Source organism: Salinimicrobium maris (assembly GCF_049680855.1).
Taxonomy (GTDB): Bacteria; Bacteroidota; Bacteroidia; order Flavobacteriales; family Flavobacteriaceae; genus Salinimicrobium.
Genome location: NZ_JBMPGS010000001.1, coordinates 700,374 through 719,263, shown reverse-complemented (window position 1 = coordinate 719,263; position 18,890 = coordinate 700,374). Strand labels below are relative to the sequence as shown.

The window sequence follows — 18,890 nt, the reverse complement described above, 5'->3', positions numbered from 1 at the left end:
CTAAATTATATTATTTGACGTATTCAATATCTTTATCGAACACCGTTGCAATTACTTTTTCGTGACGTTTCTTAAATCGAACCGAACTACCTGCAGCCGGGCTTCCATAAAATTTTCGACTACAAACTCTAAATGATTTCGCCTCTTCAAAATGGAGCAATAAGTGCGCATAAGCCCCCATATTTCTTGGTTCTTCCTGTGCCCATACTATATCATCTGCATTCTCATACCTTTTCATCACCTCTTTCATTCTCGCTGCAGGAAGTGGGAACAGCTGCTCAACTCTTACCAACGCCACGTCATCTCTCTCCAATTCCTCCCGTTTTTCCAGAAGATCATAATAGAACTTTCCTGTACAGAATACCAGAGTTTTTATTTTCTTTACATCCGCCCCGTGATCATCAATTAATGTTTGAAAACTTCCTGTAGCGAATTCTTCTTTTGTCGAAATTACCTTTGGATGACGCAGTAAACTTTTTGGAGTAAAAATAATTAAGGGCTTTCTGTAATTCACTTTCATTTGACGTCTTAGCAAATGAAACATGTTAGCAGGGGTGGTACAATCTGCCACGAACATATTATCTTTTGCACATAGCTGAAGATACCGCTCCATTCTTCCCGAAGAATGCTCTGCACCCTGACCTTCATATCCATGCGGAAGAAGCATTACAAGACCATTTTGTAATTTCCACTTATCTTCTGCAGCCGAAATATATTGGTCAATCATTATTTGAGCACCATTACTGAAGTCCCCGAATTGTGCTTCCCAAATGGTCAACGTTTTAGGACTTGCCATAGCATATCCATAATCGAAACCTACCACTCCGTATTCAGATAATAAGGAATTATAAATTCTAAATTGGCTTTTGGTATCCTTCAGGTTATTCAGAAGAATAATTTCTTCCTCACTTTCTTCAACTTTAAGTATCGCATGACGGTGTGAAAACGTTCCACGCTCCACATCCTGACCGCTCATACGCACATCATAACCTTCTTTTAAAAGGGTACCATAGGCAAGTAATTCTGCCATGGCCCAATCAAGCTTATTGGTTTCAAAGAACATTTTATGCCGCAATTCGACCAATTTTTTGATCTTACGCATAAATTTTTTCCCCTCAGGAATTCCCGAAATAACTTCGGCTATTTCAGCAAGATCATCTGGAGCTACGGTTGTATCAACTTCCGCCAGCATTTTGTCTTCGTCTGCATCTTCAAATCCACGCCATTCGTCCTTCATAAAAGGAGTAATCTTGGTGGTTTCTTCTTTCCTTGAATCCGCTAAATCCTCTTCCAGTTTGGTTTTATAATCATCCTCCAGTTTCTTAAGGAAGCCGTCGTCTATAATCCCATCAGACTTTAGTTTTTCTGCATAAAGATCCCTGGTGTTCTTATGATCCCCAATTGCCTTATAAAGTTTAGGTTGGGTAAAACGAGGTTCATCACCCTCGTTATGACCGTATTTTCTATACCCAAGAAGATCTATAAAAACATCTCTTCCAAACTCCATTCTAAAGTCGAGGGCAAACAGTACGGCATGCACCACCGCTTCGGGGTCATCTGCATTGACGTGAAGCACCGGCGATAATGTCACTTTTGCCACATCTGTACAATAGGTAGAGGAACGCCCGTCAAGATAATTCGTCGTAAACCCTATCTGGTTATTTACTACTATATGTATGGTACCACCGGTTTTGTAGCCTTCGAGTTGTGCCATTTGCACAACTTCATATACTACGCCCTGCCCTGAAATGGCTGCATCACCATGTACAATTATTGGCAGTACCTCTTTGATTCTATCTGGGTAGTGCCTGTCCTGCTTCCCCCTTGTGATTCCTTCAACTACTGGTCCTACGGTTTCAAGATGCGAAGGGTTTGGAGCAAGGTTTATATTTATTTCTTTTCCGCTATCGGTTTGCCTGCAGGAAGTCCAGCCCAGGTGGTATTTTACATCACCATCAAAAAATTCTTCATCGTAATCTTTCCCGTCAAACTCCGTAAAGATATCTTTTGCGCTTTTCCCGAAGATATTTGTCAAGGTGTTTAATCTACCACGGTGAGCCATGCCCATCACGAAATCTTTTACACCATAATCTGCAGCTTTTTCTATAATGGTATCAAGTGCAGGAATCAAACTTTCACCTCCTTCAAGGGAAAAACGTTTTTGACCTACGTACTTTGTATGTAAAAAAGCTTCAAAAGAAACAGCCTCGTTGAGCTTACGAAGAATATTTTTCTTTTCGCTAACATTGAATTTAGGTTGATTCTCATTGATGTTAAGCCTGTCTTGAATCCATTGAACCTCCTCAGGCTTTCGAATATACATATATTCCACACCTATTGAATCGCAGTAAACCTTTTCCAGGTGCACAACGATTTCTTTAAGTGTGGCAGGACCAATGCCTAGGATTTCCCCTGCATTAAAACAGGTATCAAGATCGCTTTGTTCAAGGCCAAAATTCTGAATATCCAGCGTAGGGGTATATTTTCTTCTCTCCCTTACAGGATTTGTTCTTGTAAAAAGGTGACCCCTGGTACGGTACCCATCAATTAATTTTACAACCTGAAATTCTTTTACTACAGATTGTGGTATTTCTATTGCTTCGCCATTTTGCGGGCTTTCAATAACATATTCTCCATTCCCGGAGTTCTCCACCCCAAAGTCAAAGCCCTGGAAAAATGCTCTCCAGCTTGGTTCTACACTATCGGGATATTGAAGATATTGATCATAAAGCTCAGCAAAGTAGGCTGTATGCGCGGCATTTAAAAATGAAAATTTATCCATAAGGTGAAACTACTGTTTCTATTTTGTAAAACTTTCCAAAAATACAATTTTTCAAAAAGATAGCCCGATGCAATTCATATATTTATATTTTGAATTATAAGAAGTTTAACATGACCTATCACATATTTGCTAAGAAACTATATCTTTTTATCTGCATCTCATTGATAATAAGCGTCTCTTCCTCTATTTTTGCGCAGAATTCCATTTCGGAAAAAGATGCATTTCTTGAGAACGTTCGCTACGGCGGAAGTTTTGGATTGAGCTTTAGCAACAACTTTTTCAATGCGAATCTTGCTCCAAAGGCAATTTATGACTTCAACAGGCTAGCTTCGGCAGGAGTGGGCTTACTAGGGTCATACACCAATGGATCATTTTATAGCGCCTATACTTTCGGCGGCAGCATGATTGGCATTCTACGGCCAGTACAACAACTGCAGCTTTCCGCAGAATTTGAAGAACTGAATGTCACCCGAATTCGCGAACTCGACGGTGGCAATAGGAAAGACTCCTACTGGTACCCGGCTCTTTTCCTAGGCGCAGGTTATACTACCGGACCTGTTACCGTAGGAGTTCGGTACGATGTTTTATTCAATGACGATAAAAGTATTTATGGAAATGCCCTTATGCCCTTTGTAAGCGTCTACTTTTAAACTTATACTTGGCGCTGCATCAAGTTTTCCCCAAATAAGCGCAGCATTGCTTTTTTATCTTCAGGAATGTCCATTTCCTCAAGTACCGAAAATGCCATTCTTGTATACTTTTCTATTTCTAGCTGGGTAAGTTCTGCCGCCCCGCTTGACAGGAACAGGTTTTTAACCGTTTCTACTTTCCCTGAAGTATCTTTTGGATTAATTGAATACAAATGTTCCAGCTGCAATGATTCCTTTTTTCCAGCCTTGTGCTTTGAGGTTAAATAAAGAAAGGTTTTCTTATTCTCAATAATATCACCTCCCACCTGCTTTCCAAAGGTTTCGGGATCACCAAACACATCCAGGTAATCGTCCTGAAGCTGAAAAGCCAGCCCAAGAAGTTTTCCGTATTCGTAAATTTGATTTCTACATTCTTCGGAAGCATTGGCCACAATCGCACCCATTTTTAAGGAAGCACCAACAAGGACAGCTGTCTTAAATTCTATCATTTTAAGATACTCCTGAATATGAACATCCTCACGGGCTTCAAAATCTATATCATACTGCTGCCCTTCACACACTTCTACGGCAGTTTTGCTGAATAATTTGGCCAGCTCCCTAAAAGTTTCCCCATCATAATTCTCAAAAAGCTGGTATGCATTAATTAACATGGCATCACCCGATAAAATTCCGGTATTAATATCCCATTTTTCATGCACCGTTTCCTCCCCTCTTCGAAGCGGGGCATCATCCATTATATCGTCATGAACCAGGGAAAAGTTATGAAAAACTTCAATGGCCAGGGCAGCATCCAGAGCTTTCCTATAATCTCCTCCGCAAATATCTGCAGCCATCAACACAAGTACCGGCCTTATTCGTTTGCCTCCCAATCCCAGTATATAGACGATGGGGTCATATAGATTTCTGGGTTCCTTGGTCTTTATTTTTTCAACGAGGTAAGCATCAAAGTCTTTCTTGTACCGCTCCATTTTTTGCATCTTCGGTGGAATTTGCAGCTAAATTACCAAAACCGCTGTGGATTTGGAATGTTACCCCCGTGTTAAATTTCAGAAAAAACTACGGAAACTTTTATTGTATTTAAAGTTTCCTTCTTACTTTTGCAGCTTCAAAATTCAAAATATTGAAAGACAAGATCTTAAAGAAGGCTGCTGAAAAGTTCCTCACCCTGGGTGTGAAGAACGTGACAATGGACGAAATTGCTGCAGATCTCGGAATTTCCAAAAAGACGATTTACACACATTTTTCTACAAAAATCAAACTCATTGAAGCCACAACATATCATGTTTATGAGAATATGGAAAAGGGGATCAAAGAAATAGGAAATCGGGATTTGAATGCTATTGAAGAACATTATGTCATTAAAGATTTCGCTTTAAGCTGTTTAAAAGATGAAAACTCTTCCCCCCAGTTTCAGCTTCAAAAATATTACCCAAAAATCTATTCTGAAATAAACAAGAAGCAAAAAAGTCTCATGGAAAATATGCTTCGTAAAAATTTAGAACGCGGGATGAAGCAGGGATTTTACCGGGAAGATATTCCGGTCAACTTTCTTTGCCGCATCTACTTTATCCAAATGCTGGGAATCAAGGACAGAGAACTCTTTCCTGAAACCGAATTTTCGACATCTCAACTTGTAGAAAACCAGCTGGAATATCATTTAAGAGCTATTGTAACAGAAAAAGGGCTCGAGACACTTAAAAGTTATATTCACAACAATGACTAAGGAAATGAAGAAATTAATGCTACTTGTTTTTGGTTTATTTTCGCTGTTTGCAACTGCACAAACTCAGGTCCGCGAAGAAAGCTACTCCCTTTCTTTAGAAGAGGCAGTCGCCTTGGGAATGGAAAATAATTACTCCTCCCAAATTTCAGAAAAAGACGTAGAAAAGGCACTCAAACAAAAATGGGAAATTATTTCACAGGGCTTACCACAAATTGCCGCCAATGTAGATTACCAGAATTACATTGAACAACCAGTGACTCTAATTCCCGGGGAAATTGCCGGCGGAGAGCCAGGTACTTTTTTCCCTGCAAGGTTTGGAACCAAACAAAACATGGCTGCCACGGCAACCTGGTCACAGCTCATTTTTGACGGCTCATATATTGTTGGGGTACAATCTGCCCGTACGCTACTTCAAATATCCAAAAATGCCAAAACCAAGACAGATCTTGAAGTAAGGAAAGCAGTCATTAATGCCTACGGAAATGTTTTGATGGCCGAAGAAAGCGTAGAGATCATCCGAAAAAACCTGAGAAACATCGAAAAGAACCTTAATGACACCAGGCAAATAGTTGCCAACGGTCTTGCTGAAGAAGAGGATGCAGAACAACTGAAGATTACTCAACTAAGCCTTCAGAATAATTTGAGCAGAAGTACACGTATGCTTGAAATTGCTTACCAAATGCTCAATATGGCCATGGGAATACCGGTCGAAACCCCTGTCACTTTAACTGAAAATCTTGATGCCCTGGCAGCAGAATTTATTGATTTGCAGCTCCTGGAAAAAGAGGTTCCCGTAGAAGAAAATATCGATTATCGCATTGCCGAAAATTCAGCAGAATCTGCCGCAATTTTTGTGAGGCTTGAAAAGGCAAAGGCACTTCCCACGCTTACCGGGTTCCTAAATATTGGTGCCACAGGAAACAGCGACAAATTCACCTTTTTAAGTGATGATCAAAAATATTACTCCCAGTCTATTTTAGGAATTAATCTTAGTGTCCCAATTTTCAGCAGTGGAATGCGAAGTGCACGTACTGCACAAAAAGAAATAGAATACGAACAGGCACTTTTGGAACTTGAAGAAACCCGAAATCGCATTTCCTTAGAAAAAGAATCTGCCAGAAGTGATTACAGGTTTAGCCTTGAAAATTTCCAAACAACCCAGGAAAGCCTGGAACTTGCCAGAAGAATTGAACGTAAAAACCAGGTGAAATTCTACGAAGGTCTTGCCAGCAGCTTTGAATTAAATGAAGCACAGCGACAACTGTATAATGCGCAGCAAAATTTGCTACAGGCAATGCTTGATGTTATCAATGCCAAAGTAGAACTAGAAAATATCCTCGCCACCACAACTTATGAAGAAATTAATGATTGATCTCAACCACATTAAAAGTCCAATACATGTCAACTTTAGAAATATGAAAAAATTAAGCTATTTAATCATTGTCCTGTTAACGGTTTATTCCTGCGGAAAATCAGAATCTGTAGAAGATGTGATACAGGAAGGAAATGCTTCAGATATAAGAGCCAAAAAAGCAGAACTCAGTTCTCAACAAAGTGAGATCAATGCAAAAATTGCTAAACTCGATGAAGCCCTGGCAAAAATGGATGTGAGTAATCGTTACGCCCTTGTCAACACAAAGCAGTTGGGAGACACTTTATTTAAGCATTATGTAGAGCTGCCGGGTGATGTAGATACAGATCAAAATATTATCATTTACCCTGAATATTCTGGAGTGCTCACTAATGTACTGGTAGAGGAAGGCCAGGAGGTTCAAAAAGGGCAAATTCTTGCTCGAATTGATGCGGGCGGACTGGAAAGCCAGCTTGCGCAAATGGAGGCACAGGCAGCTTTAGCCAAAACGACTTTTGAACGACAAGAAAGGCTTTGGGAACAGCAAATTGGTTCTGAGATCCAGTATCTCGAGGCACAAACAAATTATGAAGCACTGCAAAATTCGGTTTCGCAGCTAAAATCACAACTGGCAAAAACCGTGGTGAGGGCTCCCTTCAGCGGAACTATAGATGAAATCTTTACCGACCAGGGGGAAGTTGTTGGTCCTGGCCAAAACAGGTTGTTCAGGCTGGTCAACCTTTCCAACATGTATATAACAGCTTCGGTACCTGAATCATACCTGGGAGACATTCGAGTAGGAACCGGAGTTATCGTGGAGATTGGAGCTACCGGAATTGAATTTGAAAGTGAAGTGAGACAGGTGGCCAACTTTATCAATCCCAACAACAGGACCTTTGAAATCAAAGTAGCCGTTCCAGATGAGGTGAACCAGGTGAAACCGAACCAGATTGCTACTGTAAAAATAAACGACTACACTTCTGAAAATGCCGTCATAATACCAGAAAGCGTGGTACAACAAAATGCTGCAGGAGAAAATGTGGCTTTTGTAGTCGAAAGAACTACAGATTCCACCGGTATAGCAAGAAGAAGAGTGATTGAAACTGGATACAATTACGAAGAAAAGATTGAAGTATTGGAAGGAATTAAATCCAATGAAATCATCATCATTGACGGTGCACGTAATGTGCGCGATGGAGAGGAAGTAAAAATAAGAGGTTAAACCTCACAAGTAAGAACTACTTATATGAGCCAGAAAATAGACAAGGAATTCAAACTTTCCTCCTGGGCAATTGACAATAAGATGACGGTATATGTAATCATTGCCATCATTATGATTGGAGGGTTAATGTCCTACTACAGCATGCCGCGGGAGTCTTTTCCGGAAGTTATAGAAACCAAGATTTATGTGAGCAGTATGAATCCGGGAAACTCGGCTGAGGACGTTGAAAAATTCATCACCGAACCACTGGAAGAGGAATTCAACAACATTGCAGGAGTAAGTGACATTAGCTCTACCACGTTTCAGGATTATTCCCTGGTGATTGTAGAATTTGATGAAGACATTTCTGTAGAAGCTGCCAAGCAAAAAGTAAAAGATCGAGTTGACCAGGAAAAGGCAGCTACTACCTGGCCCACTCTGGACAATGGTGCCAAAGTGGAACCCAATGTTTTTGATTTAAATATTTCTGAAGAACAGCCCATTCTTAATGTGAACCTAACAGGTGACTATCCTGTACAGCAGCTTAAAGAATATGCTGAATACCTTCAGGAGAGGATAGAACTGCTTCCGCAAATTAAGGAAGCCTCCATTAGAGGTGCTGAAGAAATGGAAGTTGAGATTGCCGTAGATGTCAATAAAATGACGGCATCTAAGGTTAGTTTTGGTGATATTATAAGCTCGGTAAGCATGGAAAACCAAACCATTTCGGGAGGAAATATTATCACCGGCGGAGTGGAAAAAAACATCCGGATTATTGGGGAAATTACAGATCCTGAAGAGCTCGAAAATATCATTATCAAAAGAGATGAAGGAAATGTCTTTTTGAGAGACATCGCCCAGGTGAGGTTTCAGGAAAAAGAACCCACCACTTTTGCCCGCGAATATGGCCAGCCGGTTGTCATGCTGGATATCAAGAAGCGAAGCGGAAAGAACATGATCGAAGCAATTGAAGATATTAAATCTATAGTTGCAGCCGAGCAGGAAACTTACCTGCCAGATAATCTTCACATTTCTTTTTCCAACGACCAGTCTACCACTACAGAGAACATGGTGAACGACCTTGTGAACAACATCATCTTTGGGGTGATCCTGGTAGTTGTTGTACTCATGTTCTTCTTGGGTTTCAGAAATGCCCTTTTTGTAGGGTTTGCCATTCCACTTTCCATGTTCCTCTCTTTTATTATTTTATCCAGTATAGGCTTTACTCTGAATACCATGGTGCTTTTTGCGCTGGTAATGGGACTGGGAATGCTCGTGGACAATGGGATCGTAGTAGTCGAAAATGTGTACAGCCTTATGGACCAGGGAATGCCCCGGCTAAAAGCAGCCAAACAGGGACTGGGGGAAATCGCATGGCCCATTATTGCCTCTACAGCCACTACCCTGGCAGCATTTTTCCCGCTGGGATTATGGCCGGGAACTATTGGTAAGTTCATGATCTATTTCCCAATTACACTATCAATAGTACTGGGCTCGTCACTCTTTGTAGCCTTGATTATCAATTCAATGCTGACTTCGGAATTCATGAAGACCGAAGAAAAATCCTTATCCAAAAAGAAATTGATACGCTTTAGTGCCATTTTTGGAGGTGTAGGAATCCTGTTGGTTATTGCCGGTTACGTGCTAGATATCCCTGGCATGCGTGGAATAGGAAATTTATCCCTTTTGGCAGCTATTCTAATGTGGATCTACAAATATTTTCTTGTTCGCGGTGTGGATTATTTTCAATTTAAAGCTTTGAAAAAACTGGAGGCCAAGTACGAACAAACTTTAAGGTCTAGCTTGAGAGGGAAAAAGGCGTATATCATTTTCTTCGGAACTTTCCTCCTGTTGATACTATCTTTCTTTCTGGTAGCCGTGGTACAACCAAAGGTGTTGTTCTTCCCAGAGAATGAACCCAATCAAATCATCACGTATATAGAATATCCTGAAGGAACTGATATTCATAAGACCAATGAACTCACAAAAGATATTGAACAACAAATATTTGATGTCATTGAAAAGTATGAGGATGAAGACGGTTATAATTTCATGGTGGAATCTGCCATTTCTCAGGTAGGACAAGGTGCCGGAAACCCTCAAACAGACGGCGGACAACAAAATGACATGCCCCACAAGGCCAAAGTCACCCTTACCATGAGGGAGTTTAAAGATCGCCGCGGAGTGGAAAGTAGTCATGTGCTTTCTGAAGTTAGAGAAGCAGTGGGCGATGTTCCAGGTGCTTCGGTCATTGTGGAGAAAGATCCCGCAGGCCCTCCAACAGGTTATCCTATTAACATTGAAATAAAGGGTGAAGATTACGAGTTAATGCTGGCAGAAGCTGAAGAGCTTAGACAGTATATTCAGGAGCTAAATATCCCGGGAATTGAAGAACTCAATCTGGATGTAAATAAATCCAAACCCGAACTTGATGTGCAGGTAGACAGGGTGAAAGCAGGACAATTTGGTGTCTCTACAGCAACAGTAGGGCAAACCTTGCGACGTGCCATATATGGAGAAGAGATTTCTACTTATAAAGAAGGTGATGATGATTATGAGATCAATGTAAGGTTTAATGAAGATTTTAGGTATAATCAAAGTGCCTTGTTCAATCAACCCATCACTTTTAAAGATCAAAATACAGGAGAGATTGTACAGGTTCCTATTTCGGCAATAACAAGTTCAGAGCTTACCACCTCTTTTAGTTCCATTAAGAGAAAAGACCTTAAGAGAGTGATCACACTTTATTCTAATGTTCTGGAGGGCTATAATGGTAATGAGATCGTACAACAATTACAAATTGAATTGCAGAACTATGAACTGCCCGAGAACGTAAGCCTTCAGTTTACAGGGGAGCAGGAAAAACAACAGGAGAACATGAGCTTTTTATTAAAAGCCCTATTAATTGCTCTTGGAGGTATCCTTTTGATTCTGGTAGCTCAATTCAATTCCATCCCCAAACCCTTGATCATCTTAATGGCGGTATTCCTAAGTCTTGCGGGAGTTTTTCTGGGTCTTGTGGTTTTTCAAATGGATTTTATCATTATAATGACCATGATGGGAATTATCTCCCTGGCGGGAATTGTGGTGAACAATGCCATTGTTTTGGTTGATTATACACAAATCCTGATTGACCGTAAAAAAGAGGAACTTGGTCTTGAAGAAGATGATTTACTGACAAAACAACAATATTTTGAAATGATTGTGGCAGGTGGGAAATCGAGACTACGACCGGTGCTGTTAACTGCCATTACGACAGTTTTAGGTCTTATTCCGTTAGCAGTTGGTTTTAACATTGACTTTTTTTCACTGTTTACAGATTATGACCCACAAATTTATATAGGAGGAGATAATGTTATTTTCTGGGGGCCATTAGCATGGACTGTTATTTTTGGATTGGTCTTCGCAACCTTCCTCACTCTAGTGGTGGTACCGGTTATGTTTTACCTGGTGAACCGCGGAAGGTTAAGATTTTCTAATAAAAGAAAAGCCAGAAGAGAAGCTGGCACAGCTTAGAAAAGAAACCTCGGGAATAAAACCCGAGGTTTTTTTCTTAAATTAGACATTGGCAAAGTGTTTGTCCCAATACTAGAAGTTCAAATAATTTATTAATTAAAAATAAAAGAATGAATACTTTACTTACCATTGAAGAACGCAACGCAGTGCTACTTTCAATGGCAAATCTTGTAGAAAGTAGAAAAGAAGACATTTTAAAAGCCAATAAAATTGACCTGGATAGCTATTCGGGTGATGACTTAGCCATGGAAGACAGGCTAAAAGTGGATGATTCTAAAGTAGAAGGCATGATCCACTCTTTAAAACATTTAGCTTCCCAGGATGACCCTGTAGGTGTTGAAAGGTTCAGTTTTAAACATGAGAACGGAATGCAGGTATATAATAAAACTGCCTCTTTCGGGACTGTGATGATCATCTATGAATCCAGACCAGATGTTACAGTAGAAGCAGCAGGAATTGCTTTTAAATCTGGGAATAAGATATTACTGAAAGGCGGAAAAGAATCTCTTAATTCCAACCTCGCCATTGTAGATCTTTGGCATAAAGCGTTGGAAGAAAACAATGTTGCCACAGGATGGGTGGAATACCTAAACTTTGACAGGGCAAAAACCCAGGAATTCCTTAAAAATCCAGATCAAAGAGTAGATTTGATTGTACCTCGTGGTGGGGAGCGACTTATACAGTTCGTAAAAGAGAACTCTTCTGCACAGGTGATCGTGAGTGGACGTGGGAATAATTTTGTTTATGTGCATGAAAAAGCAGATACCAAGATCGCTCTTGATGTTATCCTCAACGGGAAGACTGGAAAAATTTCAGCCTGTAATGCAGTTGACAAGGTCTTAATAGACTCCAGATTGCCGAATAAAGATGAATTTTTGAAGGAACTTCTTTCTAAACTGAAAGAAAACAATGTAAGAATAATTGCAGATCGTTCGCTCGAAAATCTTGAAGATGTAAAACCACTTGAAAATGAAGACGAATGGTATCAGGAATTTTTAGATTACAAAGCGCTCATAGGAGAGGTTGATTCAGTTTCTGAAGCAATTGCAAAAATAAATAAATACTCTGGAGGGCATTCCGCTTCTATTATCTCCATAGATGACAAAGCAGCAAAGCAATTCATGGAAACTGTTGACAATGCCGCCGTTTATCACAACGCTTCCACAAGGTTTACAGATGGAGGACAGTTGGGACTAGGTGGTGAACTTGCAATTAGTACAGATAAGTTGCACCAGCGCGGACCAATAGGGCTGCAACATTTGGTAACCAACAAATGGTACATACATGGTAACGGACAAATTAGATAATATCTTAAACGAGAACAACATAGCAATGGAAACTCCAAAGAAGAAAAAAAGAATATTATTAAAATTAGGATCCAATACCCTAACCAGAGAAACCGACCAGATTTCAAGAGGGAAAATTGAAGATATTGCGAGACAAATCGCTGCTCTTAAAGACGAATATGAGTTTGTTATAATCAGTTCGGGAGCGGTCGCAGTGGCGAAGCAATTCGTAAATCTTGAAAAGAGTGGTGAAAACATAGACGTGAAACAGGCCCTGGCCTCCATTGGTCAACCGCACCTTATGCGAATTTTCCAGGAGAGTTTTAGAGAACTGGGATTATTGACTTCCCAGTGCCTATTGTCTCCTAACGACTTTAGCAGGGAAGATGCCAGGCAGAACATTATCAATACTGTAAATGTTTTGGTGGAGAACGATTACATTCCAATTATAAACGAGAATGACACCTCCTCTATTGATGCCATTCAGTTTGGTGACAATGACAATCTTGCAGCACAAACAGCAGCATTGTTAGATGTAGATCTTTTCATCATTGCTACAAATACACACGGTGTCTACAAAAAAGGTTCTATCACCGCAGAAACTCCGGAAACCATCCGAAATGTTAGTAACCTTGATGAGCTTGCGAAAGAAGTGGAGAGCGAAACGAAATCGGCTCATGGTACCGGAGGAATGAAATCTAAGGTTTCTGCCGCAGGAATTGCGCAGAAAGCAAAAATTGAAACCTGGATCGTAAATGGTTTGGATGAGAATTTTATGTTGGACGCCATTAACGACAAAGTACATTTTACTAAAATAGAACATTAATTAATTAGTTCTTGAACTGAAGAAGCTGTGTAAATTCTAATTTGCACAGCTTTTTTTTGGTTCCAAAAATGCCATTATGAAGAGGTATTCTTAACGGTTGAAAAAAGCTCATTCCCAAGTCTGTAAAAAAACATATCCTCCCTCCTGCTCTTTTGTTTTATATCTTACCAAGAAATCCCCAGTTCTTCTTACTTTTGCTGCATTAAAATTTGAGAATATTATGTACAGAAGTCATACCTGTGGAGAGCTTAGAATAGAGAACAAAAATGAGCAAGTTACTTTATCTGGCTGGGTTCAAAAGAGTAGAGATAAAGGGTTTATGGTTTGGGTAGATCTTAGGGATCGCTACGGAATTACCCAGCTTATCTTTGATGAAGAACGCACTCCTGCAGAGATGATGAAGAAGGCTTCGCAGCTTGGCCGGGAATTTGTAATTCAGATAACCGGAAAAGTGATTGAAAGAGAATCTAAAAATCCGAATCTTCCAACGGGAGAAATAGAAATTCTTGTTTCTGAGTTAACTATCCTCAATTCTTCACAAGTACCACCTTTTACGATAGAAGACGAAACCGATGGTGGTGAAGATCTTCGGATGAAGTACCGCTATCTGGATATTCGCCGGAATCCCGTGAAAAATAAACTGATGTTCCGTCACAAAGTAGGAATGCAGATAAGAAATTATCTTTCAGAAAAGGGTTTTGTAGAGGTAGAAACTCCTTATTTGATAAAATCTACGCCTGAAGGTGCCCGTGATTTCGTGGTGCCAAGCCGTATGAACGAGGGACAATTTTATGCACTTCCGCAGTCTCCGCAAACATTTAAGCAGCTTTTGATGGTAGGCGGAATGGATAAATATTTCCAGATCGTCAAATGTTTTAGAGATGAAGATCTACGAGCAGATCGCCAGCCTGAGTTTACGCAAATTGATTGTGAAATGGCATTTGTGGAGCAGGAAGATATCCTGAACATTTTTGAAGGCCTTACAAGACATCTTCTTAAAGAGATCAAAGGGGTAGAAGTTTCAGATTTTCCAAGAATGACCTATGCCGACGCCATGAGAAAATACGGTAACGACAAACCCGATATCCGATTCGGGATGGAGTTTGGAGAATTGAATGAGCTTGCAAAGAACAAAGGCTTTAATGTTTTTGATCAGCAGGAACTGGTGGTGGGAATCGCCGTGCCGGGTGCTGCTTCTTATACACGAAAAGAGATTGACAAACTCATCGAATGGGTAAAACGCCCTCAAATAGGTGCCAACGGACTCGTTTGGGTAAAATGTAATGAAGATGGAAGTTTCAAATCTTCAGTAGATAAATTTTATTCCGAAGAGGACCTGAAGAGTTGGGCTGAAAAAACGGACGCAAAAGCCGGAGACCTCATCCTTGTGATGGCTGGAGATACTACTAAAACCAGAACCCAGCTAAGTGCATTAAGGATGCACCTGGCAAACGAATTGGGATTAAGAAAGGCTACTGAGTTTGCACCTTTATGGGTTGTAGATTTTCCGCTTTTGGAATGGGATGAAGAGACGAATCGTTACCACGCCATGCACCACCCGTTCACCTCTCCAAAACCTGAAGATATGGAATTGCTGAAAACGAAGCCGGGAGAGGTTCGCGCCAATGCATATGACCTGGTACTAAACGGAAACGAAATTGGTGGTGGCTCCATAAGGATCCACGACAAAGCAACGCAGGCAGATATGTTCAACTATCTTGGATTTACTCCTGAGGAGGCAAAAGCACAGTTTGGTTTCCTGATGGATGCCTTTGAATATGGCGCTCCACCACACGGCGGAATTGCATTTGGTTTCGACCGACTGGTAGCTATTTTAGGAGGGCATGAAACCATTAGAGATTATATTGCTTTCCCAAAGAACAATGCCGGCCGCGATGTGATGATCGACGCCCCAGCAATAATTGACGAAGAACAACTTAAAGAACTACACCTAGAAGTTAAACTGAATTAGAATATCAATCCTGCTTAACCAGCAGGATTTTTTTATACATTACTCAATATGCCTGGTAAAAAAAGGAATCCGCTGTTTCTCAGGTTTTTGATCTGGAGGACCAAATATCTCACTCAGCAGCAATTTGTGATGATTTTGGCTGCTCTCATTGGTTTTACTGCAGGTTTGGGTGCTGTAGCAATTAAAAATCTTACTCATTTCATTCAGCTTTTGCTGGAAGGTGAGTTTGTGGTAAATTACCACCATGCATTCTATTTTGTCTTTCCACTAATAGGTTTGACTATTACCCTGCTCATCGTAAAGTATGGATTTCGGCATCCAATTGGACATGGGATCCCCTCTACCCTCTATGCAATTTCGAAGAAGAAAGGGTTGATGAGGCCGCTGCAAATGTATGCTTCCCTAATTACAGCTCCAATCACGGTAGGTTTTGGAGGTTCTGTCGGGCTGGAAGGACCAACAGTAGCCACGGGGGCTTCGTTGGGGTCGAATATCTCACGGCTTTTCAACATGAACCAGGCCACGAGAACCTTATTAATAGGTTGTGCAGCAGCAGGAGCTATGTCAAGTATATTTAAGGCACCTATTGCCGCTATCATTTTCGCCATTGAAGTTTTTAGCCTGGACCTCACCCTGGCTTCTCTACTTCCGCTTTTACTTGCTTCCGTTTCGGCAATTCTTACCTCCTACTTCTTTTTTGGCGCAGATATCATCCTGCCCTTTACATTAAGAGACAATTTCGAAATATCTGATGTTCCGTATTACATTCTCCTTGGTATTTTAGCTGCTCTTTGCTCCATCTACTTTACAAGAGTTTACTTTAAGATCAATGAATTATTTAAAAAACTCAAATCTCCTTTTCAACGACTTATAATTGGTGGTGGTGCTCTGGGAGTACTGGTTTACCTTATTCCTCCATTGTACGGTGAAGGCTACGATGTTATTAATAATCTTCTTCAGGAAAATTATCTTGAGGCCATGGGAAACACATTTTTCAATGACTATTTTGATAATTTTTGGGTGGTGATTACCTTATTGATCGGGCTGGTCATCTTTAAAATTGTTGCTACCTCTCTTACATTTAATGCCGGCGGCGTGGGCGGAATTTTCGCTCCTGTACTTTTCATGGGTAGCACTATGGGCCATTGCTTTGCTCTTATCATTAACCATTTGAACATTTTAAAAACCCCGCTTTCCACCAGTAATTTCACACTAGTGGGAATGGCCGGTTTGATGGCGGGAGTTCTTCAGGCGCCGTTAACAGCAATCTTCTTAATAGCTGAACTCACTCACGGATATGAATTGTTTGTACCTCTAATGATCACTGCAGCAATTTCATTTATGATCACCACTCAGTTTTTGCCACATTCGGTATATACGATGGAGCTTGCAGCCAGAGGAGAGCTAATTACACATAATAAAGACCAGGCCGTGCTTACCCTAATGGAAATTAATCAGGTCATTGAAAATAATTTTGTAAGGCTTAAAATTGGAATGACCCTTGGAGATATAATTCACAAGGGAGTAATTAAATCAAATCGCAATATCTTTCCGGTTGTAGATGATGAAAACAAATTTATGGGAATACTACTTTTAGACGATATAAGGCCCATTATGTTTGATAAGAACCTCTATGAAAGCGTTAAAATAGATGAGCTGATGCAAAGCGCACCCGATGTTATTGATGTCGATAAAGACGGAGTAAAGGAAATCATGAAAAAATTCCAGGATACTGAAGCCTGGAACCTACCCGTAATAGGTAAGGACAAATATTTAGGCTTTGTTTCCAAATCAAAATTACTCACGGCTTACAGGAAGAAATTAATTGAAGTAACTGTATAAAATATGAGCACCATTATAAAAATACTGGCAATTTTAATTGCACTTGCCATAGGAACGGGATTTTACTTTCGGCTGAACGATGAATTGTTACTGGGAGACAGGATTATCGGAATTTCTGTTTTGGCCAGCACATTTATTCTTCTGCCGCTGTTCTTATACCACAGGTGGAATGGAAAGAAATTAAAAGATTATACACTTTCTGAAGAAAACCTGAAAAAAATGCGGGAGCGCCAAAGGGACTAAGAATCAGTATCTAACATTTTTAGAAATAAATAACATTTTCGTTAAGTGCTGTTTCAAATAATACGTTATGTTTGTACTTTATTAATTATTATTTTTTTTACAATGGAAGGTACAGTTAAATTTTTCAATGAGTCTAAAGGTTACGGATTCATTACCAACGACGAAACAGGAAGAGACATCTTCGTTCATGTTACTGGTCTTAATGGGGAAACTCTAAACGAAGGTGACAAAGTAGAGTATGTTGAAGAAGAAGGAAGAAAAGGAATGACCGCAGCTCAAGTGCGTGTTATCAACGGATAATATATATTTCTATTTCGAATTTTGCAAAAACGTCCTGCCTCGCAGGACGTTTTCTTATTATAATATTTTCCCTATTCCTGTTTTTCTGCGGGATACATTTCCTTTAAGCCCTCGAGCATTTCTACTGTCATCTTTTCCAGGTCAAAATCATGTTGCCAGCCCCAATCTTCTCTTGCACGACTGTCGTCTATACTGCTGGGCCATGAATCTGCGATTGCCTGCCGAAAATCTGGTGCATAATCAATTTCAAATTCAGGAATGTGTTTCTTAATAGCTTCAGCCAAAATTTTTGGAGTAAAATTAAGCGCGGCTAAGTTGTAGGAAGATCTTATCTTCACATCTTCCGCAGGAACTGTCATCAGCTTTATTGTTGCTTTTATTGCGTCATCCATAAACATCATTGGCAGTTCGGTATCTTCTTTTAAAAAGGAAGTATATTTTCCCTTTTTTAAAGCTTCATGATAAATTTCAACTGCATAATCTGTAGTACCACCACCGGGAAGTGTTTTGTAGCTTATTAAACCTGGATACCTGATGCTTCTCACATCTACCCCAAATTTTTTATTGTAATATTCGCACCATCTTTCTCCAGCTTGTTTGCTAATTCCATAGACAGTAGAAGGTTCCATGATTGTAGTTTGTGCTGTATCATTTTTGGGAGTGGTAGGTCCAAAAACTGCAATACTTGAAGGCCAGAAGACCTTGGATATTTTTTTATCTTTTGCGAGGTTCAATACATGAAAAAGTGAATTCATATTGAGTTCCCAGCCTTTCATGGGAAACTTTTCCGCAGTAGCACTAAGCATAGCTGCCATAAGATACACCTCCTCAATTTCATGCTGAATCACAAGATTTTCAATGCTTTCAAAGCTGGTGGCATCTGCAATTTCAAAAGGGCCGCTTTCCATTAGCTCTCTGCTTCCTTCCCTAATATCACTGGCAATTACATTGCTACTTCCAACTTTTTTTCGCAAAGCCATGGTTAATTCGGTTCCAATTTGTCCGCATGCACCTATTATCAATATCTTTGAAGCCATAAAACTGTTTATCGTTTGTTCGGCAAAGATATCCAATTCACGAAAGAGGAAAAACCAGCCGGCATTAAATCTTTTGATAAGAATTCAAAAATGGTAATAAAATCTGTCATTTTTCGATAACCCATAATTTTAGGCAGTTTTTGTTTTTATATCTTTAAAAA

Annotated in this window: 14 protein-coding genes; 11 read left to right on the top strand and 3 right to left on the bottom strand. The window is 40.0% G+C overall.

The genetic code is table 11. The annotated features are described in order from the left end of the window. Positions 1-10 precede the first annotated feature (10 nt). A complete protein-coding gene (locus ACOV1Q_RS03390) occupies positions 11-2,782 on the bottom strand; it encodes a 2-oxoglutarate dehydrogenase E1 component (RefSeq protein WP_424493029.1) in 2,772 nt (923 codons plus the stop codon). Between the two features lie 110 nt (positions 2,783-2,892). Between ACOV1Q_RS03390 and ACOV1Q_RS03385 the strand changes: the two genes are divergently transcribed. Further along, entirely contained in the window at positions 2,893-3,432 is a 540-nt protein-coding gene (locus ACOV1Q_RS03385) for an alpha-ketoglutarate decarboxylase (RefSeq protein WP_424493028.1), read from the top strand. A 2-nt stretch (positions 3,433-3,434) separates the two neighbouring features. Here ACOV1Q_RS03385 and ACOV1Q_RS03380 read toward each other — a convergent pair whose 3' ends face one another. Next, positions 3,435-4,409, bottom strand: coding sequence for a polyprenyl synthetase family protein (locus tag ACOV1Q_RS03380; RefSeq protein WP_424493027.1), 975 nt, complete (start codon positions 4,407-4,409; stop codon positions 3,435-3,437). A 143-nt stretch (positions 4,410-4,552) separates the two neighbouring features. Here ACOV1Q_RS03380 and ACOV1Q_RS03375 point away from each other — a divergent pair, with 143 nt between their 5' ends. The 10 genes from ACOV1Q_RS03375 (at position 4,553) to ACOV1Q_RS03330 (ending at position 17,692) form a co-directional block, all read left to right on the top strand. After that, the gene (locus ACOV1Q_RS03375; protein ID WP_424493026.1) at positions 4,553-5,155 is read left to right on the top strand and encodes a TetR/AcrR family transcriptional regulator; all 603 of its coding nucleotides are present in this window, start codon (positions 4,553-4,555) and stop codon (positions 5,153-5,155) included. After that, complete coding sequence (locus ACOV1Q_RS03370) at positions 5,148-6,527, top strand: TolC family protein (protein ID WP_424493025.1); 1,380 nt, start codon at positions 5,148-5,150, stop codon at positions 6,525-6,527. Before ACOV1Q_RS03375 ends, ACOV1Q_RS03370 begins: the two co-directional genes overlap by 8 nt. Positions 6,528-6,570: 43 nt before the next feature. Further along, positions 6,571-7,728 carry an efflux RND transporter periplasmic adaptor subunit gene (locus ACOV1Q_RS03365; protein WP_424493024.1) on the top strand — a complete coding sequence of 386 codons (1,158 nt, stop codon included), beginning with the start codon at positions 6,571-6,573 and terminating at the stop codon, positions 7,726-7,728. 24 nt (positions 7,729-7,752) lie between these two features. Beyond that, a complete protein-coding gene (locus tag ACOV1Q_RS03360) occupies positions 7,753-11,223 on the top strand; it encodes an efflux RND transporter permease subunit (RefSeq protein ID WP_424493023.1) in 3,471 nt (1,156 codons plus the stop codon). A 110-nt stretch (positions 11,224-11,333) separates the two neighbouring features. After that, complete coding sequence (locus tag ACOV1Q_RS03355; protein WP_424493022.1) at positions 11,334-12,530, top strand: glutamate-5-semialdehyde dehydrogenase; 1,197 nt, start codon at positions 11,334-11,336, stop codon at positions 12,528-12,530. A gap of 25 nt (positions 12,531-12,555) precedes the next feature. Continuing rightward, positions 12,556-13,335, top strand: coding sequence for a glutamate 5-kinase (proB, locus tag ACOV1Q_RS03350; RefSeq protein WP_424493389.1), 780 nt, complete (start codon positions 12,556-12,558; stop codon positions 13,333-13,335). A 220-nt stretch (positions 13,336-13,555) separates the two neighbouring features. After that, complete coding sequence (gene aspS / locus ACOV1Q_RS03345) at positions 13,556-15,307, top strand: aspartate--tRNA ligase (RefSeq protein WP_424493021.1); 1,752 nt, start codon at positions 13,556-13,558, stop codon at positions 15,305-15,307. 48 nt (positions 15,308-15,355) lie between these two features. After that, positions 15,356-17,149 (top strand): chloride channel protein, encoded by a 1,794-nt coding sequence (locus ACOV1Q_RS03340; protein WP_424493020.1) that lies wholly within the window; start codon positions 15,356-15,358, stop codon positions 17,147-17,149. Positions 17,150-17,152: 3 nt separating this feature from the next. Beyond that, on the top strand, positions 17,153-17,392 hold the full coding sequence (locus ACOV1Q_RS03335; RefSeq protein ID WP_424493019.1) for a hypothetical protein: 240 nt from the start codon (positions 17,153-17,155) through the stop codon (positions 17,390-17,392). 102 nt (positions 17,393-17,494) lie between these two features. After that, the gene (locus ACOV1Q_RS03330) at positions 17,495-17,692 is read left to right on the top strand and encodes a cold-shock protein (protein WP_189602655.1); all 198 of its coding nucleotides are present in this window, start codon (positions 17,495-17,497) and stop codon (positions 17,690-17,692) included. 71 nt (positions 17,693-17,763) lie between these two features. Here the strand turns inward: ACOV1Q_RS03330 and ACOV1Q_RS03325 are convergent, their stop codons facing one another. Then, positions 17,764-18,729: an NAD-dependent epimerase/dehydratase family protein gene (locus ACOV1Q_RS03325; RefSeq protein ID WP_424493018.1), complete on the bottom strand. Its 966-nt coding sequence runs from the start codon at positions 18,727-18,729 to the stop codon at positions 17,764-17,766. Positions 18,730-18,890 lie beyond the last annotated feature (161 nt).

Bases quoted from the DNA above. Each gene is read 5' to 3' on its own strand.
- ACOV1Q_RS03370 (WP_424493025.1), top strand. From the start codon at position 5,148: ATGACTAAGGAAATGAAGAAATTAATGCTACTTGTTTTTGGTTTATTT.
- ACOV1Q_RS03385 (WP_424493028.1), top strand. From the start codon at position 2,893: ATGACCTATCACATATTTGCTAAGAAACTATATCTTTTTATCTGCATC.
- ACOV1Q_RS03325 (WP_424493018.1), bottom strand. From the start codon at position 18,729: ATGGCTTCAAAGATATTGATAATAGGTGCATGCGGACAAATTGGAACC.
- ACOV1Q_RS03330 (WP_189602655.1), top strand. From the start codon at position 17,495: ATGGAAGGTACAGTTAAATTTTTCAATGAGTCTAAAGGTTACGGATTC.
- ACOV1Q_RS03360 (WP_424493023.1), top strand. From the start codon at position 7,753: ATGAGCCAGAAAATAGACAAGGAATTCAAACTTTCCTCCTGGGCAATT.
- ACOV1Q_RS03355 (WP_424493022.1), top strand. From the start codon at position 11,334: ATGAATACTTTACTTACCATTGAAGAACGCAACGCAGTGCTACTTTCA.
- ACOV1Q_RS03380 (WP_424493027.1), bottom strand. From the start codon at position 4,409: ATGCAAAAAATGGAGCGGTACAAGAAAGACTTTGATGCTTACCTCGTT.
- proB (WP_424493389.1), top strand. From the start codon at position 12,556: ATGGAAACTCCAAAGAAGAAAAAAAGAATATTATTAAAATTAGGATCC.
- aspS (WP_424493021.1), top strand. From the start codon at position 13,556: ATGTACAGAAGTCATACCTGTGGAGAGCTTAGAATAGAGAACAAAAAT.
- ACOV1Q_RS03335 (WP_424493019.1), top strand. From the start codon at position 17,153: ATGAGCACCATTATAAAAATACTGGCAATTTTAATTGCACTTGCCATA.
- ACOV1Q_RS03340 (WP_424493020.1), top strand. From the start codon at position 15,356: ATGCCTGGTAAAAAAAGGAATCCGCTGTTTCTCAGGTTTTTGATCTGG.
- ACOV1Q_RS03390 (WP_424493029.1), bottom strand. From the start codon at position 2,782: ATGGATAAATTTTCATTTTTAAATGCCGCGCATACAGCCTACTTTGCT.
- ACOV1Q_RS03365 (WP_424493024.1), top strand. From the start codon at position 6,571: ATGAAAAAATTAAGCTATTTAATCATTGTCCTGTTAACGGTTTATTCC.